The sequence below is a fragment of the Neorhizobium sp. SOG26 genome, assembly GCF_003491345.1.
Taxonomy (GTDB): domain Bacteria; phylum Pseudomonadota; class Alphaproteobacteria; order Rhizobiales; family Rhizobiaceae; genus Neorhizobium; species Neorhizobium turbinariae.
Map to the genome: position 1 here is coordinate 1,115,628 of NZ_CP025512.1, position 24,214 is coordinate 1,139,841.

At 61.6% G+C, this 24,214-nt stretch carries 31 protein-coding genes; 12 read left to right on the forward strand and 19 right to left on the reverse strand.

Going from position 1 to position 24,214, the window contains the following annotated elements; genetic code table 11:
• Positions 1–41 precede the first annotated feature (41 nt).
• The 4 genes from ilvA (at position 42) to CYG48_RS05615 (ending at position 3,385) form a co-directional block, all read left to right on the forward strand.
• Positions 42–1,316 (forward strand): threonine ammonia-lyase, encoded by a 1,275-nt coding sequence (ilvA, locus tag CYG48_RS05600; protein WP_118849471.1) that lies wholly within the window; start codon positions 42–44, stop codon positions 1,314–1,316.
• A gap of 75 nt (positions 1,317–1,391) precedes the next feature.
• The gene (locus CYG48_RS05605) at positions 1,392–1,715 is read left to right on the forward strand and encodes an HlyU family transcriptional regulator (RefSeq protein ID WP_118851505.1); all 324 of its coding nucleotides are present in this window, start codon (positions 1,392–1,394) and stop codon (positions 1,713–1,715) included.
• 123 nt (positions 1,716–1,838) lie between these two features.
• Complete coding sequence (locus CYG48_RS05610; protein WP_245450423.1) at positions 1,839–2,102, forward strand: hypothetical protein; 264 nt, start codon at positions 1,839–1,841, stop codon at positions 2,100–2,102.
• Between the two features lie 2 nt (positions 2,103–2,104).
• Positions 2,105–3,385 (forward strand): GGDEF domain-containing protein, encoded by a 1,281-nt coding sequence (locus tag CYG48_RS05615; RefSeq protein WP_118849472.1) that lies wholly within the window; start codon positions 2,105–2,107, stop codon positions 3,383–3,385.
• Here CYG48_RS05615 and CYG48_RS05620 read toward each other — a convergent pair.
• On the reverse strand, positions 3,382–3,993 hold the full coding sequence (locus CYG48_RS05620; protein WP_245450424.1) for an FMN-dependent NADH-azoreductase: 612 nt from the start codon (positions 3,991–3,993) through the stop codon (positions 3,382–3,384). The genes CYG48_RS05615 and CYG48_RS05620 overlap by 4 nt on opposite strands.
• 135 nt (positions 3,994–4,128) lie before the next feature.
• Here CYG48_RS05620 and CYG48_RS05625 point away from each other — a divergent pair, with 135 nt between their 5' ends.
• Complete coding sequence (locus CYG48_RS05625; RefSeq protein ID WP_118849473.1) at positions 4,129–5,097, forward strand: LysR family transcriptional regulator; 969 nt, start codon at positions 4,129–4,131, stop codon at positions 5,095–5,097.
• 197 nt (positions 5,098–5,294) lie between these two features.
• Positions 5,295–5,870, forward strand: a complete 576-nt coding sequence (locus tag CYG48_RS05630; RefSeq protein ID WP_118849474.1) for a DUF2087 domain-containing protein — start codon at positions 5,295–5,297, stop codon at positions 5,868–5,870.
• A 57-nt stretch (positions 5,871–5,927) separates the two neighbouring features.
• On the opposite strand, the gene CYG48_RS05635 is transcribed toward CYG48_RS05630, so the two are convergent.
• Positions 5,928–7,916, reverse strand: a complete 1,989-nt coding sequence (locus CYG48_RS05635; RefSeq protein ID WP_118849475.1) for a bifunctional 2',3'-cyclic-nucleotide 2'-phosphodiesterase/3'-nucleotidase — start codon at positions 7,914–7,916, stop codon at positions 5,928–5,930.
• A gap of 118 nt (positions 7,917–8,034) precedes the next feature.
• Complete coding sequence (locus tag CYG48_RS05640; RefSeq protein WP_118849476.1) at positions 8,035–8,367, reverse strand: PilZ domain-containing protein; 333 nt, start codon at positions 8,365–8,367, stop codon at positions 8,035–8,037.
• A 123-nt stretch (positions 8,368–8,490) separates the two neighbouring features.
• Between CYG48_RS05640 and CYG48_RS05645 the strand changes: the two genes are divergently transcribed.
• A complete protein-coding gene (locus tag CYG48_RS05645; protein WP_118849477.1) occupies positions 8,491–9,324 on the forward strand; it encodes a DMT family transporter in 834 nt (277 codons plus the stop codon).
• Here the strand turns inward: CYG48_RS05645 and CYG48_RS05650 are convergent.
• On the reverse strand, positions 9,319–9,780 hold the full coding sequence (locus tag CYG48_RS05650) for an Lrp/AsnC family transcriptional regulator (RefSeq protein ID WP_118851507.1): 462 nt from the start codon (positions 9,778–9,780) through the stop codon (positions 9,319–9,321). The two genes, CYG48_RS05645 and CYG48_RS05650, sit on opposite strands and share 6 nt — an antisense overlap.
• Positions 9,781–9,933: 153 nt before the next feature.
• Between CYG48_RS05650 and ald the strand changes: the two genes are divergently transcribed.
• Both ald and CYG48_RS05660 read left to right on the forward strand, forming a co-directional pair.
• The gene (gene ald / locus CYG48_RS05655) at positions 9,934–11,052 is read left to right on the forward strand and encodes an alanine dehydrogenase (RefSeq protein WP_118849478.1); all 1,119 of its coding nucleotides are present in this window, start codon (positions 9,934–9,936) and stop codon (positions 11,050–11,052) included.
• 185 nt (positions 11,053–11,237) lie between these two features.
• A complete protein-coding gene (locus CYG48_RS05660; protein WP_118849479.1) occupies positions 11,238–11,912 on the forward strand; it encodes a PadR family transcriptional regulator in 675 nt (224 codons plus the stop codon).
• Positions 11,913–11,969: 57 nt separating this feature from the next.
• Here the strand turns inward: CYG48_RS05660 and CYG48_RS05665 are convergent, their stop codons facing one another.
• From CYG48_RS05665 to CYG48_RS05690, 6 genes are all read right to left on the reverse strand, one after another.
• Positions 11,970–12,473 carry a DUF1203 domain-containing protein gene (locus CYG48_RS05665; protein ID WP_445304320.1) on the reverse strand — a complete coding sequence of 168 codons (504 nt, stop codon included), beginning with the start codon at positions 12,471–12,473 and terminating at the stop codon, positions 11,970–11,972.
• Positions 12,474–12,539: 66 nt separating this feature from the next.
• A complete protein-coding gene (locus CYG48_RS05670; protein ID WP_118849481.1) occupies positions 12,540–13,181 on the reverse strand; it encodes a hypothetical protein in 642 nt (213 codons plus the stop codon).
• Between the two features lie 77 nt (positions 13,182–13,258).
• Positions 13,259–13,816, reverse strand: a complete 558-nt coding sequence (locus CYG48_RS05675; RefSeq protein ID WP_245450426.1) for a GNAT family N-acetyltransferase — start codon at positions 13,814–13,816, stop codon at positions 13,259–13,261.
• Positions 13,817–13,821: 5 nt separating this feature from the next.
• On the reverse strand, positions 13,822–14,688 hold the full coding sequence (gene sseA / locus CYG48_RS05680) for a 3-mercaptopyruvate sulfurtransferase (protein WP_118849483.1): 867 nt from the start codon (positions 14,686–14,688) through the stop codon (positions 13,822–13,824).
• Between the two features lie 20 nt (positions 14,689–14,708).
• The gene (locus CYG48_RS05685; RefSeq protein ID WP_118849484.1) at positions 14,709–15,446 is read right to left on the reverse strand and encodes an alanyl-tRNA editing protein; all 738 of its coding nucleotides are present in this window, start codon (positions 15,444–15,446) and stop codon (positions 14,709–14,711) included.
• Between the two features lie 22 nt (positions 15,447–15,468).
• Positions 15,469–16,506, reverse strand: coding sequence for a cysteine synthase A (locus CYG48_RS05690; protein ID WP_118849485.1), 1,038 nt, complete (start codon positions 16,504–16,506; stop codon positions 15,469–15,471).
• A 255-nt stretch (positions 16,507–16,761) separates the two neighbouring features.
• On the opposite strand from CYG48_RS05690, the gene CYG48_RS05695 reads away from it, so the two are divergent.
• Positions 16,762–17,406, forward strand: coding sequence for a ChrR family anti-sigma-E factor (locus tag CYG48_RS05695; protein WP_118849486.1), 645 nt, complete (start codon positions 16,762–16,764; stop codon positions 17,404–17,406).
• 34 nt (positions 17,407–17,440) lie between these two features.
• Here the strand turns inward: CYG48_RS05695 and CYG48_RS05700 are convergent, their stop codons facing one another.
• From CYG48_RS05700 to CYG48_RS05725, 6 genes are all read right to left on the reverse strand, one after another.
• Positions 17,441–17,683, reverse strand: coding sequence for a DUF982 domain-containing protein (locus CYG48_RS05700; RefSeq protein ID WP_118849487.1), 243 nt, complete (start codon positions 17,681–17,683; stop codon positions 17,441–17,443).
• Between the two features lie 93 nt (positions 17,684–17,776).
• Positions 17,777–18,781 (reverse strand): inorganic phosphate transporter, encoded by a 1,005-nt coding sequence (locus tag CYG48_RS05705; protein WP_118849488.1) that lies wholly within the window; start codon positions 18,779–18,781, stop codon positions 17,777–17,779.
• Positions 18,781–19,422, reverse strand: a complete 642-nt coding sequence (locus CYG48_RS05710) for a DUF47 domain-containing protein (RefSeq protein WP_118849489.1) — start codon at positions 19,420–19,422, stop codon at positions 18,781–18,783. The genes CYG48_RS05705 and CYG48_RS05710 overlap by 1 nt, the downstream gene beginning before the upstream one ends.
• Before the next feature lie 180 nt (positions 19,423–19,602).
• Entirely contained in the window at positions 19,603–19,992 is a 390-nt protein-coding gene (locus CYG48_RS05715; RefSeq protein ID WP_118849490.1) for a DUF1236 domain-containing protein, read from the reverse strand.
• Positions 19,993–20,175: 183 nt separating this feature from the next.
• Positions 20,176–21,747: a PQQ-dependent sugar dehydrogenase gene (locus CYG48_RS05720; protein ID WP_118849491.1), complete on the reverse strand. Its 1,572-nt coding sequence runs from the start codon at positions 21,745–21,747 to the stop codon at positions 20,176–20,178.
• Between the two features lie 2 nt (positions 21,748–21,749).
• Complete coding sequence (locus CYG48_RS05725) at positions 21,750–22,187, reverse strand: DUF2231 domain-containing protein (protein ID WP_118851508.1); 438 nt, start codon at positions 22,185–22,187, stop codon at positions 21,750–21,752.
• Positions 22,188–22,385: 198 nt separating this feature from the next.
• Between CYG48_RS05725 and CYG48_RS22420 the strand changes: the two genes are divergently transcribed.
• Entirely contained in the window at positions 22,386–22,526 is a 141-nt protein-coding gene (locus tag CYG48_RS22420; RefSeq protein ID WP_199925229.1) for a hypothetical protein, read from the forward strand.
• A 45-nt stretch (positions 22,527–22,571) separates the two neighbouring features.
• On the opposite strand, the gene CYG48_RS22425 is transcribed toward CYG48_RS22420, so the two are convergent.
• Positions 22,572–22,748: a hypothetical protein gene (locus CYG48_RS22425; protein ID WP_199925230.1), complete on the reverse strand. Its 177-nt coding sequence runs from the start codon at positions 22,746–22,748 to the stop codon at positions 22,572–22,574.
• 46 nt (positions 22,749–22,794) lie between these two features.
• Positions 22,795–23,055, reverse strand: a complete 261-nt coding sequence (locus tag CYG48_RS05730) for a hypothetical protein (protein ID WP_118849492.1) — start codon at positions 23,053–23,055, stop codon at positions 22,795–22,797.
• A gap of 223 nt (positions 23,056–23,278) precedes the next feature.
• Between CYG48_RS05730 and CYG48_RS22275 the strand changes: the two genes are divergently transcribed.
• Positions 23,279–23,668: a response regulator gene (locus tag CYG48_RS22275; protein WP_150132700.1), complete on the forward strand. Its 390-nt coding sequence runs from the start codon at positions 23,279–23,281 to the stop codon at positions 23,666–23,668.
• Positions 23,669–23,672: 4 nt separating this feature from the next.
• Here the strand turns inward: CYG48_RS22275 and CYG48_RS05740 are convergent, their stop codons facing one another.
• Positions 23,673–24,164, reverse strand: a complete 492-nt coding sequence (locus CYG48_RS05740) for a sigma-70 family RNA polymerase sigma factor (RefSeq protein WP_118849494.1) — start codon at positions 24,162–24,164, stop codon at positions 23,673–23,675.
• Between the last annotated feature and the right edge of the window lie 50 nt (positions 24,165–24,214).

Consider the following 24,214-nt stretch of genomic DNA (forward strand, 5'->3'; position numbering starts at 1 on the left):
CAAGCCTATGGCATAGCGGGGCCAAGACCTGAATTCAATGGATGGATGACGTGAACGAGCTTGGGCTGACCAAAGCTGCTGTGGATGAGGCAAAAGCCGCGATGCGGGAAATCTTTCCCGAGACGCCACTGCAATTCAACGAACACCTGAGCCGGCGTTATGGCGCAGACATCTGGCTGAAGCGCGAAGACCTGTCGCCCGTGCGCTCCTACAAGATCCGCGGGGCGTTCAACTTCTTCCGCAAGGTGATTGCGGCCGGCGCCACGGGCAAGACCTTCGTTTGCGCTTCGGCCGGCAACCACGCCCAGGGCTTTGCCTTCGTCTGCCGGCATTTCCAGGTGCCGGGCGTGGTCTTCATGCCGGTGACGACACCGCAGCAGAAGATCGACAAGACGCGCATGTTCGGCGGGTCCTTCATCACCATCAAGCTTGTCGGCGATATCTTCGACCAGTGTTATGCGGCGGCACGCGCTTATGTCGAAGAGATCGACGGCGCCATGGTGCCGCCCTTCGACCATGTCGACATCATCGAGGGCCAGGCGACGGTGGCAGCCGAGATGGTGGAGCAACTGCCGCACGGCACAGTGCCGGACCTGGTGATCCTGCCAGTGGGCGGTGGCGGACTGTCGTCCGGGACCTCGGGTTATCTGGAGGGCGTGGTTGCGGCCGAGAACTTCATCTTCACGGAGCCGGAAGGCGCGCCGAGCCTGAAGAAGAGCCTGCTGGTGGGCGAACCGGTGACACTGGCCAAGTTGGACAACTTCGTGGACGGCGCTGCCGTGGCGCGCATCGGCGACCTGAATTTTGCAGCCCTTCGCCGATTTTCGCCCGACCAGGTAATGCTGGTTCCGGAAAACGCCATCTGCGTGACGATCACCGAGATGCTGAACGTCGAGGGCGTCGTGCTGGAGCCGGCCGGCGCGCTGTCGATCACCGCGCTCGATATGCTGGGTCGCGAGAAGCTGGCGGGCAAAACGGTGGTTTGCGTCGTGTCCGGCGGCAATTTCGACTTCGAGCGACTGCCGGACGTCAAGGAGCGCGCCATGCGCTTCTCCGGCGTCAAGAAATACTTCATCCTGCGGCTGCCGCAGCGCCCGGGCGCGCTGCGCGATTTCCTCAACCTGCTGGGGCCTGAGGACGACATCGCGCGGTTCGAATACCTGAAAAAATCGGCGCGTAATTTCGGTTCGATCCTGATCGGCATCGAGACCAGCCGGCGCGAGAATTTTGCGAGCCTCATCGACCGCTTCGAAAGTGCGGGCATGGGCTACGAGGACATCACCGAAAACGAGATCCTGGCAAACCTGGTGATCTGACCCTAAACTTTGGCGGCAGTCGTGGTTCAGGCTGCTGCGGGTTCCCGCTTCTCGATGGATATGCTAGGCAGCGTCATGGCTTCATTTCTTTCCAACATCCTTTCCATGTTCTCCGGCGGCAACAAGGCGGCGGAGCCAGAAGCAAGCGCTGCAAAGCCGGTGGCATATGGCGACTGCACCATCATCGCGAGCCCGATCCGCGAAGGATCGCAGTTTCGCCTGGCGGGGCGCATCGAGAAGGTGGTGAACGGCGAAACGCTGGAGCGCACCTTCGTTCGCGCCGACATGTTCACCAGCATGGATGATGCGGTCGAATACACGGTCAAGAAGGCGCAGCAGATCATCGACCAGAATGGTGCGGCGTTGTTCGGCGACGGCGAGAAGTCGCGCCCGGCCTGACTTCGGATGACCCGATGAACGGGCGGCGGATCAAGTTCATATCGTTGATCCTCATTCAAAATTAAGGGCTGCTTCGTAGAAAAGAACAGCTATTGTTCTGTCCTGTCCTTTTCTACTGAAGCGATGCATTTAGGCCTTTGGAACGCATGGAGTATCAGTGGGGGCGGGATTGCCCTCGGCTTCTCTGCGCATGCCGCCTTCGCCGACGGACTTGCGCTTCAGGCGGATCGCGTTGTCCTGACCTGGCTGCTGGTCGCCGTCGGTCTCGTGATGATGATGCAGGTCGGCTTCCCGCTTCTCGAAGCTGGCATGGTGCGATCGAAGAACTCGATCACATGGGGTAACGGCTCGCATCTAGAAACCTTGTCCAAGGTGGAATCGGACTGAAAATGCAGATGTTCAATCTCGCGCTCTTTCTCTGCGAGGCGGTGATCTACTTCTCCGTGATGATGGCGCTCCTGCATTTTCGACGGCAGCTGGGGCTCGGCGTGTTCCTCACCGCGCTCGGCGTCATGCATTTCATGGAAACCTATCTCGCGGCGGTCTATTACATCGAGCTGCCCTTCGGTACCGTGTCGCCCGGGTCGTCGGTGTTCTTTGCCGGCAAGCTGATGATGGTCCTGCTGCTCTACCTCAAGGAGGATGCAGCGACCGTTCGCCAGCCGATCTACGGCCTGTTCCTCGGCAACCTGTTCACCGTCGGCATCGCGCAGTTCCTGCAACTGCACGAGGCGGCGGGGTTGCCCGCGGGCCGCACGGTCGACGTGAGCTTCATGAACGAGATGGGCTGGCTGATGGTGCTGGGGACGGCGCTGCTCTACCTCGATTCGATCGGCATCATCCTTCTCTATGAGCGCCTGGGGCGGATGTTCCGCAAACACACGGTACTGCGGTTTGCGGTGAGCGGTGCCGCGCTGCTCGTCTTCGACCAGATCGGCTTCTTCATCGGCCTCAGTATCCTCTTTGATGCGCCGGCCTCGGTGTTCGTGGGAGGCATGATCGCCAAGCTGGTGGCGGTCTGCGTCTACGCCGGGCTCTTTGCGATCTACCTGAAGCTCGACCACGTGCCGCGCGCCACGCAGCGGGACCTGAACGACATCTTCCACGACCTGACATTCCGGGAACGATACCAGGCGCTGCTCGCCAACAGCGGCGTCGACGGCCTGACCAGCGTTTATGACCGCCGCAGGCTTCAGGAAGATGCGCCGGAACTGATCCGCCAGTGCCTGGAGCGCGGGGGCAACTGCAGCATCGCGATCATCGATGCGGACCGGTTCAAGGACATCAACGACCTTTTCGGGCACCTGAAGGGGGACGAGGTTCTGAAGGAGGTGGCAGCGCGGTTGAAGGCTGCGTCAAGGCCGACCGATCACCTGTCGCGCTTCGGTGGCGAGGAATTCGTGCTTGTGCTGCCGGATACCAATCATGACGGCGCGATGGCACTTGCCGAACGGTTGCGGAACAACGTCCGCAGCGCCGTTCTGCGGCCGGACGGCAACCCGGTCACTGTGTCGATCGGGGTGGCGACGGGGCCGGAGGATGGCGATGGCTTCGAAGCGTTGCTCGCGGCCGCCGATCGCAGGCTCTACCAGGCAAAAACAGACGGCCGGGACAGGGTCCACGGCCGTCTGGGGTCTTTCGAAGCTATGAAGGGTGTGCAGCCAGCTTAGGCTGCGAGCGCCAGCTGCTCGGTGCGTTCCTGGGCAGCGGCAATGGCCTTCTCGACCGCTTCCGGGCCAAAGGCGAGGCCTTCCACATAAATCACTTCCACATCCACCATGCCCATGAAGCCGAGGACGGTGGTGAGGTAGGGGATTGCGTGGTTCATGCCGGCAGCCGGGCCTTCGGAATAAACGCCGGCGGCGGCAAGCACGATATAGACCTTCTTGCCGGTGGCGAGACCCTGCGGGCCTTCAGCGGTGTAGCGGAAGGTCTTGCCGGCACGGGCAATGTTGTCGATCCAGCTTTTCAGCGTCGAGTAGATGTTGAAGTTGATGAGGCCGGTGGCGATGACGACGGTGTCGGCCGCCAGAAGTTCGGCGACGAGCTTGTCGGAATATTCTGCCGCTTCGGCTTCTTCGGGCGTGCGGTCTTCCGGTGCCTTGCGGATCGCGGAGGTGGACACCATGTCGAGGTGCGGGATCGGGTCGTGGCCGAGGTCACGATGGATGACGTTGCTGTCGGACTTGGCGGCGGTCAGCTTCTCGACGAACTCGGTGGCGATCTTCGTCGACAGCGATTCTTCGCGCGGGCTTGATGTGACGAGAAGGATGGTCATTGCGGTATTTCCTTGCATGCTGTGGGAGGTCGTGCCGAGGTGGATCTCGTTTGATGGCCGGAAGATAGGCATGGACTTCCATCTATTGAACTGGGATAATATCGAAGATTACCATCCAAAATCTGGATAGATTTCATGGACGCCAATCCGACGCTCGACCAGTTGCAGGTTTTCCTGGCGGTGGCTGAAACCGGAAGCTTTTCAGCAGCTTCGCGCAGCCTCAACCGCGCCCAATCGGTGGTCAGCTACACCATCAACAATCTCGAAGCGCAGTTGGAAGTCTCGCTCTTCGAACGTGCCGGAATGCGCCAGCCGAAGCTGACCGAGGCAGGCAAGGCGCTGCTGACCGATGCACGGCGAATCGTGGCCGATCTGCAGGTGATGCGGGCGCGGGCGAAAAGCATGAAGCAGGGGCTCGAAGCCGAGCTTTCCGTAGCACTGAGCGTCATGGTGCCGGCCGACGCTGTGGTGGCCGAGCTGCGCGAGTTCCGCAAGCTGTTTCCGTCAGTCGCGCTCAACCTCAATGTCGGCGAGCTCGGCATGGTGATGGAGATGGTGCTGTCCGGCAAGGCGGATCTTGGCGTCGGTGGTGCACCCGTGCGCGAGGACGACGCGCTGACCATGCAGAAGATCGGGCATTCCTTCATGATCCCGGTCGCCGCGCCGGATCATCCGCTGAGCAAGCTCGGGCGGCCGCTGACGCTCGCCGACGTGCGCGAGGAAGTGCAGCTTGTCGTGACCGATGCCTCGAGCCTGACCAAGGGCAGGGACTTCAACGTGCTGTCCTACAAGACGTGGCGGGTGAGCGACATCGCCACCAAGCACCAGTTGATCCTGGGCGGGCTCGGCTGGGGTGGTCTTCCGGCGCCGGTTGCGGGCAGGGACATCATGAACGGCAATCTCATCGCGCTGAATTTGGACGCCTACGAACAGAGCCAGTATCCGCTTTACGCCATGCGGCGCACCGCCAATCCGCTCGGTCCGGCCGGCCAATGGCTGATCAAGGCCTTCGAGCAGCGCCTCTCGAAATGCCCCGGCCACAGCGAGTTCAAGCAGATGCTCGGCATGGATGAAGCTGATTCGATGCCGGTGGCGGCCGAGTGACAGGGGATTGACCGGCTCCGGCGGTTGAATATAACTGGCGCCACGGTCTGCAGTTCACCGAGGCGTCGCCGTCCCCACAAGGGAAGCTAAACCTGCCAATCTGAAAAGATGATGAGCACTTATCCCGTGCCAGAGTTGACAAGCCGGCGACCAGCGACACCTTGATCTCAAGGCAATGGCACGTCCGAGGATAAGACATGCCCAGATCCATCCATCCAATGGAAATCGCCGACCTGTCGGTGTTCGCCAAGCAACTGCGCGCGCAGATCACCGCGCTCGACCATGCGCCCAGCCATCTGGAAATGCTGAACCTGCTCGCCAAGGCGGGCGGTTACCGCAACTACCAGCACCTGCGCGCCGAACAGTCAGCTTCAGCGAAACCGACCCCTGAAATCACCGAGCCGGTGGTCGCTCAATCCGCGCCCGTCCCGGTGCCCGATGAAACCCGCGTGATGCGCACGCTACGTGTCTTCGACAGCGACGGGCGGATCGTCCGCTGGCCCGGCAAGCGCTCGCAGCAGGAACTGTGCCTGTGGTTCCTGTGGTCGAAGATCCCCGCCAATCGCAGCTTCACGGAGCGCGAGATCGGCGAATTCCTCAACACGCTGCACCTGTTCGTCGATGCGGCCCTGCTGCGTCGTGATCTCTTCGATCTTGGACTGGTGCAGCGGAAACGCGACGGTAGCGATTATCGGCGCGTCGAGCGCAAGCCACCGGCGGAACTCAGCCTGCTCCTTTCCCGCCTCGGTGCCGTGAAAGCAAGAGCCGCCTGAATAAGGGGGGGACCTCATCCCTGATCTGCTCAGGGATGAGGCGTTTTTCGTTCTCCGTCAGAGAACGAGCCGGAACTTGGCGAAGCCGTTTTCACCGTCGCCTGCATCCTCGATCTTTGCGCCCTTCACGGCAGAGGCGAACTCGCGTGCCTTCGGGCCGGTCTCGAATATCGCGGTTGTGCCCGGCAGCGGCTTGAACGACCAGTTGGCGTCGGCCGACGGGTTGATCGTGCCCTGCTCGACGATGTAGCGGACGATCACGTCGCGGTTGGTGTCGGGGGCCACGAAGATCACCTTGTCGCCTGCTATTTCCGGGAACTTGCCGCCGCCGCCGGCGCGGTAGTTGTTGGTTGCGACAACGAACTTCTGCTCCGGATCGATCGGCTTGCCATCGAATTGGAGGTCGACGATGCGGTTGGCGTTCGGGTTCATCAGCTTGCCGTCCTTGTCGAAGCGCACCGGCTGCGACAGGTCGATCTGGTAGGTGACGCCGTCGATGACATCGTAGTTGTAGGACGGGAAGCTGTTGTTGAGGAGCGGTGCGTCCTTCGAACCGGGCGCCACCTGGTTGAACATGCCGGCCGACATTTCCAGCCAATCCTTGACCTGTGCGCCGGTGATCAGCACCGCCTGCACGGTGTTTGGATAAAGGTAGAGGTCGGCGACGTTCTTGATGGCGATATCGCCCGCCGGTACGTCGGTGAAGTAGTCGGCGCCGCCACGGCCACCCGCCTTGAATGGCGCGGCAGCGGACAGGACCGGAAGGTCCTTGTACTGGCCGTCCTTCAGCATCTCCTTGATGTACCAGGTCTGGGCGTTCGAGACGATCTGCACCGACGGATCGTCCGCCACGAGCGCGAAATAGGAATAGAGCGGCGCCGATGTCTTGCCGACCGGACGGCGCACATAGGCAAGCGTTGCCTCATGCTCTTCCTTGACGGCGGCGATCACCTCCGGTTTGTCCTTCACGTCAGCGACGATCTTGCGCTCTTCGTTGCGGTGGTAGATCGGACGCGCCTCCGAGGTGGAATCGACGATCTTCCAGTTCTTCCCGTCCTTTTCGAGCAGCAGGTCGATGAGGCCCATATGCGAGCCCCAGAAGCCGCCCATGACGGCCGGCTTGCCCATCAACGTGCCCTTCTTGGTGTCGGCGCCGGCAATGCCGTCGAAATCCTTCGTGCCCGGGAATACGAGGTGCTGGTGGCCAGTGAAGACCGCATCAATGCCCTGGACGCCAGCGAGGTACAGCGAGGCGTTTTCCATGCGCTCGCTCTGCCCATCGCCGCTGATGCCGGAGTGCGAAAGCGCGATGACGATATCGGCACCTTCCTCCTTCATGACCGGCACCCAGGCCTTGGCTGTTTCGACGATGTCGCGGGTCTGCGCCTTGCCTTCGAGGTTCTTGGCATCCCAGGTCATGATCTGCGGCGGCACGAAACCGATGAAGCCGACCTTGATCGGACTGGTGGCGCCGGATCCATCGCGGATCTGTTTTTCGATGATTACGTAGGGCTTGAGGAAAAGCTCGTCCTTCTTCGGGTCAGATGCGAGCTGGCCCTTGGTGAGGTTGGCGCAGACATAAGGGAAACCGGAGCCGGCCAGCACCTTGAACATGAAGTCGAGGCCGTAGTTGAACTCATGGTTGCCGAGCGTGCCAGCGTCATAACCAAGCACGTTCATCGCCTTTATGACCGGATGCGTATCGCCTTCCCTCATGCCGCGCTCGTAGGCGATGTAGTCCCCGAGCGGATTGCCCTGCAGGAAGTCGCCGTTGTCGACCAGCATGGAATTGCCGGCTTCGGCGCGAATGCCATCGATGATCGAGGCGGTGCGGGCAAGACCGAGCGTGTCGTTCGGCTTGTCGGCGTAATAGTCGTAAGGGAAGACGTGGACGTGGATGTCCGTCGTTTCCATGATGCGCAGATGCGCCTGGTTGCCAGCGGCACGAGCAGCGAAGGGATGCAGCACGACAAGGGCGGTGGAGGCGGCGATGCCTCCCAGCAGCGAGCGGCGAGTAACAGGTTGGAAGCCGGCAAGAAACGACATGGACAATCTCCCTCAAGTCCTTTGGACGATGCAAGCTTACGGTGAATTGCACAAGCTTGCATCACGAAAATGACAGGAGGCGGAGGCTGCCAGAAGAAGCACTTGCCGGTTGTTTTATTTACCGGGCGAGACGGCTGGGCACGTCCTTGTGGAAGAAGCGGAAATAGGACGCGACCTGAGCGTTGGCGTTACTGTTGATATTGAACTGCACGCCCAGTCGCCCGCTGCGGCGCCATTTTACAGTGCCTTCCAAGATGCCGAATTCGTTGCTTTCGACCTTCACCGGGCTGCCATCGTCGGCATGGAAAACGCGCCCGCCGAGATCGAGCGCCAGGCCCGTCGGCGACAGGTCGGTCACGCGCCCCTCGACAGTCTGGTTGAAGTATTTCACAGTTCCCAGGATGCGAGTCTTCTTGCGCTCGGCACCTCGGTTCCTTAAGCGGCTAGTCATCGTGTTACCCCTTCTTGTTCCCTCAACCCAGAATAGCCGCGACCCGTTGAAGTGCATTTGAAGCGATCGATAAAATTTGATGTTTCTCTTGGCCTTGCGGTGAGGCGAAAGCGCTAGCGTTTCATGAGCACCTTTGTTGTTGCCCTGGCACTGTGTGCCGCCCTCCTGCATGCAAGCTGGAACGCCTTCCTGCGCTCCGGTGCCGACCGTTTTTGGACGATGACGGTGATGACGCTGGCGATGACCATCGTCGCCATCCCGGTAGCGTTCGTGCTGCCGTGGCCGTCAGCAGCATCATGGCCCTATATCGCCGGCTCGGCCGTGTTTCAGCTCGCCTACAGCCTGTTGCTGGTGGCTGCGTATCGGCATGGCGAGCTCGGTCAGGTCTACCCGATCATCCGTGGCAGCGCGCCGCTGCTGGTGACGTTCGGCGGTCTCGTCTTCATGGGCGAGGTGCTGCGCCCCGTGACGATGGGCGGCATCATGCTGATCGTCACCGGCATCATGCTCCTGGCGCTCGGACGCGGACGTGCGACGGCAAGCTCGATGGGTTTCGCGCTGGCGACGGCTGTGTGCATCTCCGGATATTCGACGGTGGATGCGATCGGTATCCGGCTGTCCGGCAATTCGGCGGCCTACATCACCTGGGTTTTCCTGCTGCCCGGCATCCTGATGGTGATTGCTTTCATCGCCGCGCGCGGACGCCTTGCGATCGACATGCGATCGAGGGAGACCTGGAAGGCATCGGCAGGGGGCATGGTGTCGCTGCTGTCCTACGGGGCCGTGCTGGTTGCCTATTCGATCGCGCCGGCAGGGCCCGTCTCTGCGCTGCGTGAAACGAGCGTCGTGTTTGCGGTGCTGATCGGCTGGCTGTTGCTGGGCGAGACGCTGACACCGAAGCGGATTGCCGCCTGTATCGTCGTGGCGGCTGGTGCGATCCTCATCGGCCTGTCATAGGCCGACATTCGGGCGATCAATGATCTCGCGCAGCGCAAAGCTTGAATTGATCTTCACCACATGGGGCAGGGCAGAGAGCCAGTCCCGGTGGATGCGCTCGTAGTCTTCCAGATCCTTGGCGGCCACGCGCAAGATATAATCGTATTCACCCGACATCAGGTAGCAGACCAGCACGTTGGGGCAAAGTTTCACCGCTGCCTCGAACTCCGTCAGCGTCTTGGCGAACTGGCCCGACAGCGAGATGTGGACGATGACCATCATCTTGTAGTCGAGCGCCTTGTTGGACAGGCGCGCGTGGTAGCCGCTGATCGTGCCGTTTTTCTCCAGGATGTCGAGGCGGCGCGAGCAGGCCGAGGCCGATAACCCGACACGTTCGGCAAGCTCCGCATTGGAGATTCGCCCGTTGTCCTGAAGCGTGCGCATGATCGCAAGATCGATTGCATCGGGTGTCGACATTCGCAGATCCTTCGAGCAGACGGCGAAATATGCAACATTCTTCGAAAAGGCCCCCAAACGCAAATCTTCTTCGCAAGGACATTCGACGCTTCTTCTGGTTAGCTTTTACCGGGAACAACAACTGGCGAAAGCCGCAACTGAGAGGAACGCTGCATGCGTGTCGGGTGCCCGAAGGAAATCAAAAACCATGAATATCGCGTTGGACTGACGCCTGGAGCGGTGCGCGAATACGTGGCCCACGGCCATGAAGTGCTGATCGAAACAAAGGCGGGTGCCGGCATCGGTGCCGATGACGCGGCTTATGCCGCAGCCGGCGCCAAGATCGTGGGAAGCGCCAAGGACATCTTCGAGAAGTCCGATATGGTCGTGAAGGTGAAGGAACCCCAGCCGGACGAGTGGGTTCAGCTTCGCGACGGACAGATCCTCTACACCTACCTTCATCTCGCCCCAGATCCGGTGCAGACCAAGGGCCTGCTGGCCTCCGGCGTGACGGCGGTTGCCTACGAGACCGTGACGGACGAGCGCGGCGGCCTGCCGCTGCTGGCGCCGATGTCTGAAGTGGCCGGTCGCCTGGCGATCCAGGCGGGTGCCACAGCGCTGCAGAAGGCAAATGGCGGTCTCGGCATCCTGCTCGGTGGCGTGCCGGGGGTGCTGCCGGCCAAGGTCGCGATCATCGGCGGCGGTGTTGTCGGCCTGCATGCCGCCAAGATGGCTGCGGGACTTGGCGCGGATGTCTCGATCATCGACCGCTCGCTGCCGCGGTTGCGCCAACTGGATGACATCTTCAACGGCCGCGTCCACACCCGCTACTCGACAATCGACGCGCTGGAGGAAGAAGTCTTTTCCGCCGACCTGGTGATCGGCGCCGTGCTGATCCCCGGTGCCGCAGCACCGAAGCTCGTCAGCCGCGAGATGCTGTCGGGCATGAAGAGGGGCGCGGTTCTCGTGGATGTCGCGATCGACCAGGGCGGTTGTTTTGAAACCTCGCATGCGACGACCCATTCCGACCCGACCTATGAAGTCGATGGCATCGTGCACTATTGCGTGGCGAACATGCCGGGCGCGGTGCCGGTGACCTCCGCACATGCCCTGAACAATGCGACGCTGCAACACGGCCTGGCGCTCGCCGACCGAGGCTTGCGAGCAATCGCCGAGGACCGGCACCTGCGCAATGGGCTCAATGTCCACAAGGGCAGGGTGACCAACAAGCCTGTGGCGGAAGCGCTGGGTTATGAGGCGGTCGCGCCGGAAAGCATTCTGAATGTAGCGTAACGCTTCGATATATCGGAAGCGGATGCTTTTCCGATTTATCCATGTTGAAAGCGCCTGCGGTTCGACTGCGGGCGCTTTTTCTGTGAGACCAGTTCCGAGACATGTTTTAGATATATCGACTCTTGACAAAATCGCCCGTAGTTGTATCGTTAGATATATCGAAAGATAGTCGAGGAGACAGGATTATGTTCAAGCACCGATTTGATGGACGTCATGGATGCGGCGAGCGCGGTGGACGGCGCGGCTTTGAAGAACTGTTTGCAGCGCGTGGTGGAGCCTTCGGTGGCTTCGGGCGCGGCGCGGGCGGCCCAGGCGGTCGTGGCGGGCGCGGCTTTGGCGATGACGGGGAAGGCCGCATCGGCCGCTTCCTGATGCAGGGTGACCTGCGCCTCGTCGTGCTGGCGCTGATCGAGAAGGAGCCGCGCCACGGCTACGAGATCATCAAGCATATCGAAGACATGACCTACGGCTTTTATGCGCCGAGCCCTGGCGTCATCTATCCGACGCTGACCTATCTCGAAGAGGCAGGGTATGTTTCCGCCGAACCCGACGGCAACAAGAAGCGCTACGTCATCACCGACGAGGGTCGGACTTATCTTGAGGAGAATCGCAGCCTTGCCGCGACCATTCTCGACCGGCTTTCGCAGTTTGCCGAGCGCATCAAGCAGAAGCAGGAACGTCACGAACGTGGACGCGACAATGGGCCCGCCCTGCCGCGCAGCGTCGATGCCGCGATGCTGAACCTGCGCGAGGTCATCGCCCGCAAGATCGGTGAAGACGAGACCAAGGCGAGCGACATCGTGCGCCAGTTGCTCGATTTTGCTGACGAGATCGGCCGCGACAAGCCGATCCAGAACTGACAGCGTCCGGGTACGGGAACCAGAAGCGCCGCATTTTCGATGCGGCGCTTCTTTGCGTCAGATGGCGAGTGCGGTGTTAGAAAAGACGGGCGCCTCGGGCTTGTCGATGCGGCACTGGAAGCAGTTGTTGCGCGCCGAGCGGACATGCACGTAGGCGATGTCAGGACGTGACAGAAGTTCCTCCGCCCGTGCCGTGATGTGGTCGGTTGGCGTCACCGCGCCGCTGCCGTAGACGATGCGATCGTCACTGCCGTAGCCACGCAGGATATAATCCGGGCTCGACAGGATCGGCGGCAGGATTTCTTCCGCAGCGTAGCGCCGACAGGGCGTCTTGTGCAGGAAGATCGGCCCGGTCTCGGCGTAGGGCTGGAGTTCCGGGAACGGCCGGTAGGCGAGAACCAGCAGTTCCTCACCCTCGTCGATATTGCGCAGGCAGTGGCGGCAGGGGTAACCGGCACCGGTCGAGACCTGAACTTCCGGAATGTGTCCATAGGCGTCGCTGCCGCCGGCCCAGAGATGGTGGGCGTCGGTGGTCGGCATGGCGGTGAAGGCGACGGTCATCAGGCTCTCCTCTTCGTTTGACGGAAGAGTTGCGCCGCACGGCTTCCGGTGCCACCCGATACTTGCTTAAAGTCGCCCTTTGGCACCAAGCGCCGCGGCAATTTCGAACTGCGCTGCCCAAAGGGCAAGATAGGCGCCGAGTTCGATGATCTCTTCGGCATTCTGCGCCGAATCCTTGTCGATCGGCAGGCGGAAGCCGAAATTGCCCTCGGCGATGCTCGAGGCAATCATGCCAACTGCGACGAGCCCGAGCGAGAACCACGGGGCACGCCCCTCACGCAGCACTTCGAGCCCGAGCGCCGGCAGGCGCTTGCGGACGATGACGAAGACGCTGAAGGCGATCAGAGCCAGGACGATCGGTGTGATCACCGGCTTGTAGGCGAGCTGGTTGACGGAAAAGGCAGGTCCGTGGTCGGACAGGCTGGTCGGCGGGAACAGAACCGCGCCGAAGCTGAGTTCGCGCGCAATCAGCACGAACCAGAGCGGAATGCCCGCCAGCCACAGCCACTTGGAGCGATCATCGGCCCTGCGGCAAAGCACGATCGCATGGATGAAGCCGAAGACCAGGATCGCAGCTTGCGTGTTCTCGACCGGCTGGTTTTCCCAACCCCACCATCCCGGTAGCGCCAGGCCTAGGGGCAGGCCAAGGACGATCAGCAGGATGGAGCCGGCCTTGAGGATCCTGGCAATGGCGGGGGAAGCGGTCATGGGCAATCATTCTTTGCGATGCGCGTCGCACGGTCGGTGCTGCACGCTGATGTATCCGGAAATTTGGGAGGGGCGGCTTAGCTGTCCAGCGCCTTCAAGAGCTCTGCATCGGTCATCGGCATCACCAAGGCTTCATAGGTGGAGACCGGCGAGAAGCCCATCATCTGGTAAAGCTGGAGCGCCCGAGGATGGTCCAGTGTGTTGGTCGTCACGGTGACCTTCTTCGGATTGTTGTGCCAGGCGGCGTAAAGCGCCTGGAGCAGGAACCACTTGCCGATACCGAGCCCGATGGCGCGCTCGAACAGGCCGAAATAGGAAAGTTCGACCGTATCGTCGTCCTGCTGCAGCAGCTCAAAGAAGCCCGCCGGCGCGCCGTTGACGTAGAGCACTGTCACCGAAACGCGCGGGTTGTGGATCGCGGCGGCGAGTTCCTCGTCGCTCATGCGCAGCCGCTTGTACCAATGCCAGCGTTTGCCGACCTGCCGGTAGAGGTAGCGGTAATAATGCAGCGGGATCTCGGGGGCGCGGATGACGACGGTCTGCAGGTTGACCGGCACGGGAAGGCTCGCCTTCGGCGGCGCCGTCATTTCCAGTTGCGTCACATGCGCCTTCAGCGGAGCGGGCTTCTTTGCCATTCTGCTCAAGCTGCCTTTGGAGAAGCGGGACCAGTGACAACCGGCGTATCCTCGCGGCTGCCCCATTCTGTCCAGGAGCCGTCATAAAGCGCGTTGTTCTCGTGGCCGAGCGACTCGAGCGCAAGGGTGATGATCGCGGCGGTCACACCGGAGCCGCAACTCGTTACCACCGGGCGGTTGACGTCAATCCCGGCTTCCTCGATGACCTGCCGCAACTCGTTCAGCGGCCGCAGCTTGCCATTGGCGGAGAATGCGCTGGAGGGAAGGCTTCGTGCGCCCGGCATGTGGCCGGATCGCATGCCGGCCCGCGGCTCGGGCTCGACACCGCTGAAGCGGCCGGCAGGGCGGGCATCGGCGATCTGCCGGCTGCCATCTTCGACGATGCCGAGCATGGTCTGGAGATCGACGATCCTGTCGGCGTGGAAATCCGGCTTGAAGGTTGCCGGGGCAGGCGTCGGAACCGTCGTCTCGAGCGGACGGCCTTCGGCCTTCCAGCCGTCCAGTCCGCCGTCCAGCACAAAGACCTGCCTGGCGCCCATGACGCGGAACAGCCACCAGCCGCGCGGCGCGGAGAAGATGCCCGGACCATCGTAAATGACGATCCGGTCGTTTTCGGAGATGCCGAGCTTGCCGACGGCTTCGGCGAAAACTTCGGGCGAGGGCACCATGTGCGGCAGGTTGGTCGAGTGGTCGGCTACCTTGTCGTGATCGAAGCGGACGGCGCCGGGGATGTGCCCGGCTGCATATTCGGCATCGGCATCACGCTTTTGCGCTGGCAGGTAGAAGGAGGCATCCAAGATCCTGAGGTCCGGGCTGCCAAGTTCCTTCTGAAGCCAATCGGAGGAGACAACAAAGCGGCTGGTTTCGGTCATGGTGTTCCCCTTCGATGAGATCAGGCGTCTGCTGCGGGTTCGCCAAAGCGAATGCGGAAGCGCCGGTTCTCCTTGCCCTTCTTCTCGATCTTGGCGATGTAGATCGCGCCGACCTCCTGTGTTTCAGACACATGTGTGCCGCCGCAAGGCTGGCTGTCAATGCTGGAATCCTCGCCGATGCATACGAGGCTGACGCGGCCAAGACCCATCGGCGGGCGGACGTTCTTCGACTTGACGATGCCCGGGTTCGCCGCGAGTTCCTCGTCCGTGATCCACTGCACATAGACCGGATGGTTCTGGTTGACGAGTTCCATCAGCCTGGCCGTCACCTCATCCTTGTCGATGACGTCGGTCATGTCGAAGTCAACCCGCGATTCTTCCTCGCCGACGGCCGCACCGGTGATCGGGTACTGGCAGACGACGGAAAGAAGGTGGCAGGCGGTGTGCATGCGCATCAGCTTGTAGCGCCGCGGCCAATCGATATGCATGACGAGCTTCTCGCCAACGAGCGGCTGCGACTCGCCTTCGAGCGGAACATGGATCACGACGTCCTTGGTCGCGCCGTGCCTGGTCTGGCCGAGTTGGATCTTGCTGCCGTCGCTGCGCTCCAGGAAGCCGGTGTCACCCGGCTGTCCGCCTGAGGTGGCATAGAAACAGGTGCGGTCGAGCTCGATGCCGCCGTCCTCATGCACGGCGGTGACCACCGCTTCGACCGTCGAAAGGTAGAAGTCGTCGCGATACAAAGCTTCAACTGGCATTCCGGTCCCCCGATTCGTTCGGTTATACTGCCTGGAACGGCACTGAGATCTGGCGCTTCTGCGTCAGCCAGCCAGGAACCGGCAGGTTCTTCGACTTCAGGAAGTCGGGGTTGAAGAGCTTCGACTGGTAGCGGTTGCCGTAGTCGCAGAGGATCGTCACGATGGTGTGGCCGGGGCCAAGATCCTTGGCCATGCGTACGGCGCCCGCGATGTTGATCGCGGTCGAGCCGCCCAGGCAGAGGCCTTCCTGCTCGACGAGGTCGAAGATGAAGGGAAGCGCCTCGGCATCCGGGATCTTGTAGGCGAAGTCCGGCGTGAAGCCTTCGAGGTTGGCGGTAATGCGGCCCTGGCCGATGCCTTCGGTGATCGAGCTACCATCGGCCTTGAACTCACCGTGGGTGTAATAGTCGTAGAGCGCTGCACCTTCCGGATCGGCGAGGCCCACCTTGATGTTGGCGTTCTTGGCCTTCAGGCCAGCCGCAACGCCAGCGAGCGTGCCGCCGCTGCCGACTGCGCAGATGAAGCCGTCGACCTTGCCGCCGGTCTGTTCCCAGATTTCCGGAGCCGTCGTGGCGATATGGGCGTCGCGATTGGCGACGTTGTCGAACTGGTTGGCCCAGATGGCGCCTGCGGGCTCACTCTTCGCCAGTTCCTCGGCAAGGCGGCCGGAGATCTTCACGTAGTTGTTCGGGTTCTTGTAGGGAACGGCCGGAACCTCGACCAACTCGGCCCCGAGCAGCTTCAGCGCGTCCTTCTTTTCCTGGCTCTGCGTTTCGGGGATGACGATGACGGTGCGGTAGCCGAGTGCCTTGGCAACAAGCGTGAGACCGATCCCGGTGTTGCCTGCCGTGCCTTCGACGATGACGCCACCGGGTCGCAGCAGGCCGCGCTTTTCAGCATCGCGGATGATGTAGAGGGCGGCGCGATCCTTCACGGACTGGCCGGGATTGAGGAACTCGGCCTTACCCAAGATTTCACAGCCCGTCGCCTCGGAGGCACCGTTCAGCCGGATGAGAGGGGTGTTGCCGATTACGTCCAGCACGGAGGATTGAAAAGTCATTGGACAGCCTTCTTGTTCAGCGCTGATTTAAGCGTGGTCTTTTCTGCCGACAAGCGACGAAGAGCAAGAAATTCTTTTCTCTTTGCCGCTCATGTGACGGCCTTCCGCTCCCCGATGTCGGGTGAGACAAGCATTTCTTTGCCCCAGACCAATCCGTTTGGATTGTGGCACGTATGGGAGTAAAGTTGGCCCATACTGACATTCGCTTTCATTATTCCGTTTTTTGACGATCGACCCATTCCCGGCTTGCACGACATGCAATTGAACCTTGAGAGGCTGGACTTCCTCATTGCCCAACATGTTGCCGGCTCGCTGCCTGAACCGGCCAGCGTTCTCGTTGGTGCGCATCTGGAGATGCAGGAGACCTCTCGCAGGCTTGCCGGAAGCTTCGAGATGCTGGCGGGCGAGGCGCTTGAGGCAAGCGAGGGCGAGCCGATCATCCTGCGGGAAAAACGGCTCGAGGAGATCTTTGCATCACCGACGATTACCATTGCCGCCGAACCCGAACGGAAAGTGGGGACACGGTTCCCGTCGGCGCTGTGGCGTTACGCGGGCTGTGACCTGCCCGAGGTGCCGTGGAAGACCAGGCTTCCGGGCTTCAAGCAGCACACGATCGAACGGACGGAGGAGGCGGAGGCAAGCCTGCTGTGGGTGCGACCGGGGCGCGCACTTCCGCATCACGCGCATCATGGGCTGGAACTGACGCTGGTGCTGGAGGGTGAATTCCACGACCATCGCGGCAGCTTTGCCGCAGGCGCTGTTTCGGTCGCGGATGAAAGTGTCGAACATCGACCCGTTGCCGGGACAGAGTGTCCCTGCGTGTGTTTTTCGATCCTGTTTGCGCCGATTGCGCTTTCCGGATCGCCGTTGCGACGCCTCGGCGACATCATCGGGCTTTGAACGGAAGAGCCCGCGGGTGCGGGCTCCTTAAGATCTAGTTCAGATGCGATTGTGCTTCGCTGACCGCCTGTTCGAACTGCAGGCGGGCTTCTTCCGGGGTGCGCCGGCCATCAAGAGCGGCGCGGCAGGCACTGCGGGCACGGACGAAATTGGGGCCACGCATGTCCGGCCAACGGTCCGTCAGGAGGGCGAGCGCCTCGAAAGGCCCATTGACCACCTGCGTGCCGATGTGAGCGAAGGCAACGCGGACTGGCTTTTCCCAACTTGCTTGCGGCATTTACATTTCCTCCCTCTATGGCAACCCAAAAGAACGCGTGAAATGTGCTGCGGTTCCGCAAGCTTACCCAAGCCTGCGTGAGGCAAGTGTATATTAGTGGAAGACGTTGGCAAGCCAGTAGAAGACGACGGAGATGATGGCGGCCGCGGGAAGGGTGACGAACCAGGCGAAGACGATGTTGCCGGCAATCCCCCAACGAACGGCGCTGACGCGCTTGGCCGCCCCAACACCGATGATGGCGCCGGTGATGGTGTGGGTGGTAGACACCGGGATGCCGAGCCAGGTGGCGCCAAAGAGGGTGAGCGCCCCTCCGGTTTCGGCACAGAAGCCCTGCATCGGGTTTAGCTTGGTGATCTTCGAGCCCATGGTGTGGACGATGCGCCAGCCACCGAAGAGCGTGCCGAGCGCCATGGCCGACTGGCAGCTGATGACGACCCAGAAAGGCACGTGGAATTCGCCGCCGAGATACCCTTGCGAGTAAAGCAGCACGGCGATGATGCCCATCGTCTTCTGCGCGTCGTTGCCGCCGTGGCCGAGCGAATACATCGAGGCCGAGAAGAACTGCATGACGCGGAAGGTGCGGTCCACGGCAAAGGGCGTCTGGCGGACGAAAACCCAGGAGACGATCAGCACCAGGAACAGCGCCAGCAGGAACCCGATCATCGGCGACATGAAGATCGCGCCGACGGTTTTCAACAGACCGCTCCAGACGATGGAATCGACGCCAACCTTGGCGATGCCGGCGCCCACCATGCCGCCGATCAGCGCATGCGAGGAACTTGACGGGATGCCGAACACCCAGGTGACAATATTCCAGATGATCGCGCCCATCAGTGCCGCGAAGATGACCTGCGGCGACACGATGTTCGGGTCAATGATGCCCGTGCCCAAGGTTTCGGCCACGTGCAGGCCGAAGAACAGGAAGGCGATGAAATTGAAGAAGGCTGCCCAGAAGACTGCATATTGCGGCCGCAGCACGCGCGTCGATACGATCGTGGCGATGGAGTTCGCCGCATCGTGAAGCCCGTTCAGGAAGTCGAAGAACAAGGCAATGCCGACAAGCGCGATCAGCAGCGGCAGGGCGAGTGTCGCGTCCATTATACGTTCTCGATCACGATGCCGCTGATTTCGTCGGCAACGTCCTCGAAGCGGTCGAGAACCTTCTCGAGTTGGCCGTAGATCTCGCTGCCGATAATGTAGCCCATCGCGTTGCCGCCGGAATGGCGCAGGAACAGGTCCTTCAGACCCTGGTCATGCAGGTCGTCCGACCGGTCTTCGATGCTGGTGATTTCCTGAGCGATGGAACCGAGACGGGTGGCATTAGTGCCGACCTTGTCAAGCAGCGGAACCGCCTGGGCGATGAGGTGCGCCGCCTTGACCACTTCCGCGCCCATCTGCTGCATCAGCGGATCGAAGCTCGTCTGTTCGAACAGCCGGATGGTCTTGACCGTCTTGTGCATCATGTCGATCGCATCATCCATGGACTGGATGAGGTCCTTGATGTCGTTGCGGTCGAACGGGGTGATGAAGCTCAGGCGAACCGCCTGCAGCACTTCATAGGTGATCTGGTCGGCCTCGTTCTCGAGATCGACGATCCGCTTGCAATTGCCTTCGATATCATTGCCGGAAAGCAGGGCGTTCAGCGCTTCTGCGGCACCGACCACGGTCTGAGAGTGGCGCACGAACATCTCGAAGAAAGCATCTTCCCGGGGAAGCAGTTTTCGGAAAAGGCCTAGCATGACGCCTCCTGGCATAGCGCGCTGAATTTTAAAGATGTGTCATAGACCGCAGAAGGCGAGCCTCAAGACACGGTTCCCGACTTTCCTGTGGACGGCGGGCAGGTTTGGCGCCTTGTAGCCAAGAAAAAGCCGCCGCACCAGATGATGCGACGGCTCCTCGACGGATCAGGTGAATTTTGCTTATTCGATAACCTGCACGACCGTGTGGGTGCGCGGGTCAACGATGACGCGCTGCTCGTTCACGACGGCGTAGGAATATTCCGGAGCCTGCGGGATGGGGGTCAGCACGACCTGCTGCGGGATCGGCTTGCCGACCACGACGCGCTCCTGCACGACGACCGACTGCTGGACGGGCTGTTCGCGGACGTAGGAAACAACGCGCTCCGGCGGCGGATCGATTGCGGTGCCGGCTGCTGCGCCGACAATGCCGCCCACGGCTGCACCGATCGGGCCACCGACGATGGCGCCGGTCACCGCGCCGCCAACGGCACCGTTGACGGTGCTTTCCTGAGCGACAGCGCCCGTGGCTGCCAGACCCAGCGCAGCGGTGATGAATACGATCTTCTTCATGGCCAAACTCCTTGTGGTTGAAGTGGCAGAAGAACGTGGCCTCCCTGAAATCGTTCCGCTTTTTTCGCGTGTCAGACCTTGGTCCTAGAACAGGAGCGACGATTGCGCGATCATACTGGAGCGCAAAAGAGCCCGCAGGTGCGGGCTCTTTCTGCGAGGCTGGAAGGTGCGGTGACTGGTGCGTCAGGGACCGGTGGCCGGTACGATCTCGGTCTGCGACGGACGCAGCTTTTCCGGCTCATCGGAGATCGGCTGCTGTGTCGTCAACCGCTCGGCAGCCGGCGGTGCGGGCTGCGCATTTGCTCCGGTTGCCCCGGTGGTTTCTGTCCCGACAGCGGCAGCGGCATCGGGCGCTTGCCCGGCTGGTGTGACGCCCGAAACCTGTGTTGGGGCGACTTGGTCGGTGCCGATCGGCTGCGGGCTGATCTTTCCGTCCGCGGAGGCGACGCGCCAGACGGTATTGCCTGCATCATCGGCAACAAGTAACGCGCCTGTACCATCGATGCCGACGCCGACCGGCCTGCCTTTGGCCTGGTTACCCTGGATGAAGCCGGTGACGACATCCTGCGCCTTGCCATTCGGCTTGCCGTTTTCGAACGGCACGTAGACGACCTTGTAGCCGTTGAAGCTGTCACGGTTCCAACTGCCGTGCTCGCCGATGAAGGCGCCTTTGGTGAAGGCGTCGGGAAGGGCTGAATTCATGGAGAAGGTGAGCCCAAGCGCCGCGACATGGCTCGACAGCGCGTAATCCGGCGGAATGGCCTTTTCGACCATTTCCGGCCGCGGCGGATAAACCCGCGGATCGACGTGCTGCCCGTAGTAGCTCCAAGGCCAGCCATAGAAACCACCTTCCTTGACGGAGGTCATGTAGTCGGGAACGAGGTTCGGGCCGAGTTCATCGCGCTCGTTGATGACGGCCCAGAGTTCACCGGTCTCGGGGTGGAAGGTGAGGCCATTCGGGTTGCGCAGGCCGGAGGCAAAGACGCGCGCGGCCCCGGTCTGGCGGTCGACCTTCCAGATGGCAGCCCGGCCTTTTTCCGCTTCGAGCCCATTCTCGACGATGTTGGAGTTCGAGCCGACGGAGACATAGAGCATCTTGCCGTCGGGACTGAGCGCCAGGTCCTTCGTCCAGTGGTGGTTGATGGGACCGCCGGGCAGGGGCGTGAGGATGCGCGGCGGCTCGGTAATCTCGTTCTGCCCGAGCTTGTAGGGATAGGCGAGGATCGCCGAGGTTGAGGCGACATAAAGCGTGTCGTCGATCCAGGCGACGCCGAAGGGCGAGTCCAGCTTTGTCAAAAGGTCGTGTCGTTCATCCACCGTGCCGTCGCGGTCAGTGTCGCGGAGCAGGGTGATGAGGTTGCTTTCCTTCTGCGGACCGCCGCTGCCGTGGGCAAACGACATGATCCAACCGCGGATGAAATCCTTCGGCCGCGACACCGGCTCTCCGGAAGGACCTTTCGACTGGATCACCAGCACGTCGCCATTCGGCAGCGTGTGGACGGTGCGCGGGTTGGCCAGATCCTTTGCGTAGACGCTGACCTTGAGCTCCGGCGGTACGGAGGGCGTCTCGCCATCCTTCCAGCCGACGACTTCGGCGACCTTCAGGTCCGGCAGGAGCGAAAGCGATGGTTCGGGAAGCGTGGGCTCGGGCCCGATCTGCTGCGAGACGTCGAAACCGCCATCCTGCGCATGGGCAAGAGCTGCGACGGAGACGCCAAAGGCGAGGGCGGAGAAACGGAGAAGGCGTGACGTCATGATCAGATCCTCCAGGCCAGGCGGGCATACTTGCGGGCAGACACCACGACGGCGATCAGGCAGAGCACGAAGGTGATCGCAGAGAGCGCCAGTCCATAAGGAACGACGGCCGTCCAGCCATCCCCGGCATGGACGAGGCTGTTGATCAAGGCGAGCGCCAGGATGATGACGTAGAGGAGCGCTGACAGGAAAGCAGGGCGCAGGGGACGCGTTCGGGGGCGGACAAGATCCAGCAGGCCCGCGATGAGCGCGACGCCCCCGAGCACCAGACCCGCGAACAGCAGCCAGGACGAGAAGTTCTGCCACATCAGGTTGGCGCTGAGGTAGAAGGCGATGTCGGTCGCAAGCGTCAGCGTGAAGCAGACGAAGGGAAACGGCACGAAGAGCGACTGGAGCGGATATGCCGCCGCGTCTTTGTGCGAGGAGGATAAAACAGCCATCGGGAGCTCCGTCGGGAAGGTCTTGCAGACGAAAGTGAACAACCGGCAGTCGAGTTTTGTTCCAGCCAGCGCGGGCTGAGCGCGGCGCTGGTGGCTTTGACGAGCATGCTGGGAACCATGGCGTCAGGCATCAGTTGATCGGCCAAGACGGTGACACTGTTTCGGTTGGCTCAAGCCCGGGTTTCAAAGGAGATGCAGATGGAAAATGGTTCGGGACGGCGGGAGGAGACGGCGAAGAAGGCAAGCTCGAACATGGGCAAGTTCGTCATCACGATCTTCATCATCGCGCTGGTACTCGCAGGCCTGTGGTTTTTCGTGCTGACACCCGGTTCGCCGTGAGGCGGGCTGCACTGAGGCCCATGAGGTCTTGGCCTCACGCATAAATTAGCCAGCAGTCATAATGCCATAGACGGTGACCATCAAGTAAAGCAGGAAGGCCGCGACGGCGACGCCGCCGATGAAGATGGGCAGGCCTCGACCCGCGCGCGCCTGCTTGGCACGCTTCTCACCGCTCGCGGGGCTTGGTGTGACACCCGGTTCGTTTTCCGGCTCAATGCTCAAGATGTCCTCCAGTTAAACCGCCGTTTGGCCGGCGCAGGTTTTCAGGTTAGTCGGCGGCGTTGGAGCTGATCGCCGGTGCGCCAAGCCGCACGGCTTCCTGCCGCGCAGCAACAAAGGCATCACAGGCCTGGATCAGCTCGGCCCTGTCGCGATGGCCGTTCTCGAAGGCTTCGAACATCATCTTGGCTGCCTGTTGGCCAACGGGGCTGCCAGGATCGATGGATTGTTCCGCACACCAATCGAGATGCGCGTCGCGGATGACGTTCATCTGGTCCACGTTGAAAATTCCCGACGTCGCACCACGCATGCATGCTCTCCACCAGCCTCGGGCTCAAAGCCGTCAGCAGATCAGTGTTCTGGAAAAGACGGCAACTGCCGAGCCGGGCGAAAGTTCCAGCGCGCCTGCCGCAGCACCAGCCGGGCACCCGGAAGTCATCGGCACGGCGAAGAATTTCGAGCATGTGCCGCGAACCTCTTCGGCTGCGCTTGGTTGGTGTCGGAGCTTTGATGTCGGACAGGAAGACGCTTGCATGGCGCATGCCCACCTTCACCTCCTTGCCGGAAAACGCATCCTCGTCGTAGCGAACGAGGACTCCCTTTCGGACGGGACGCGTCGACAGCTTGGACGACTAAAGGCCTCCATTTGGGGGCCGGCATCGAGCCTGGCATACGCCGTGCGAATGATCGTGGATGGTGGGATCAGTGCGGCGGTGGTGGATGTGCGCCTTGCCGGTGACGTCTTCTTCGCGGTCGCGGAAAAGCTGGAGGATGTCGATATCCCGTTCGTCTTCGCGATCGCGGGCGAGCCCATGCCCGCTTCGCGCGACTACAGGGGCTTTGTCTTATGCGAGGATCTGGACGAACTGGACAAGATCGCAAGAGCGCTGTTTGCGCCATGTTCTGCGGAAGACTTGCACTGACGCCTCAAGAGAGCTCTTTGGCGAGATGCTGACGAGCCCGGTTGACGCGGCTCTTCATGGTGCCGACGGGGCACTTGCAACGGTCGGCTGCCACTTCATAGCTGATGCCCTGGATGAAGATGAGGTCGATTGCGGTGCGATAATGTTCCGGCAGGCGCGCAATCGCGTGCTCCAGTTCATGTCCGCGCACCACCCATTCCTGCACCGGCGGCACCGCCGGGCGCTCGGCGATATTGGCATCCATGCCCACGCGCTCACGTTTCGCGACGCCGAACTTGGTGCAGAAGCTGTTGCGCATGATGGTGAAAAGCCACGACCGGAGCTTGGTACCTTCTTCGAACTTATCGAAGTTTGCCAGTGCTTTGAGGAGGGTATCCTGAACCAGGTCGTCAACGTCGGTGGGGGAGGAGTGGAAGCGGCGGGCAAATTTTCGGAGCGCCGGAATGAGCTCAATCAGCTCTGCTTTAACCTTGGGATTAGAGTAAGCGTCGTTCATGAGCCGTCTCCCTTCGTTACCGTAGCAACCCCTGTTGAGGTGCTATGTTC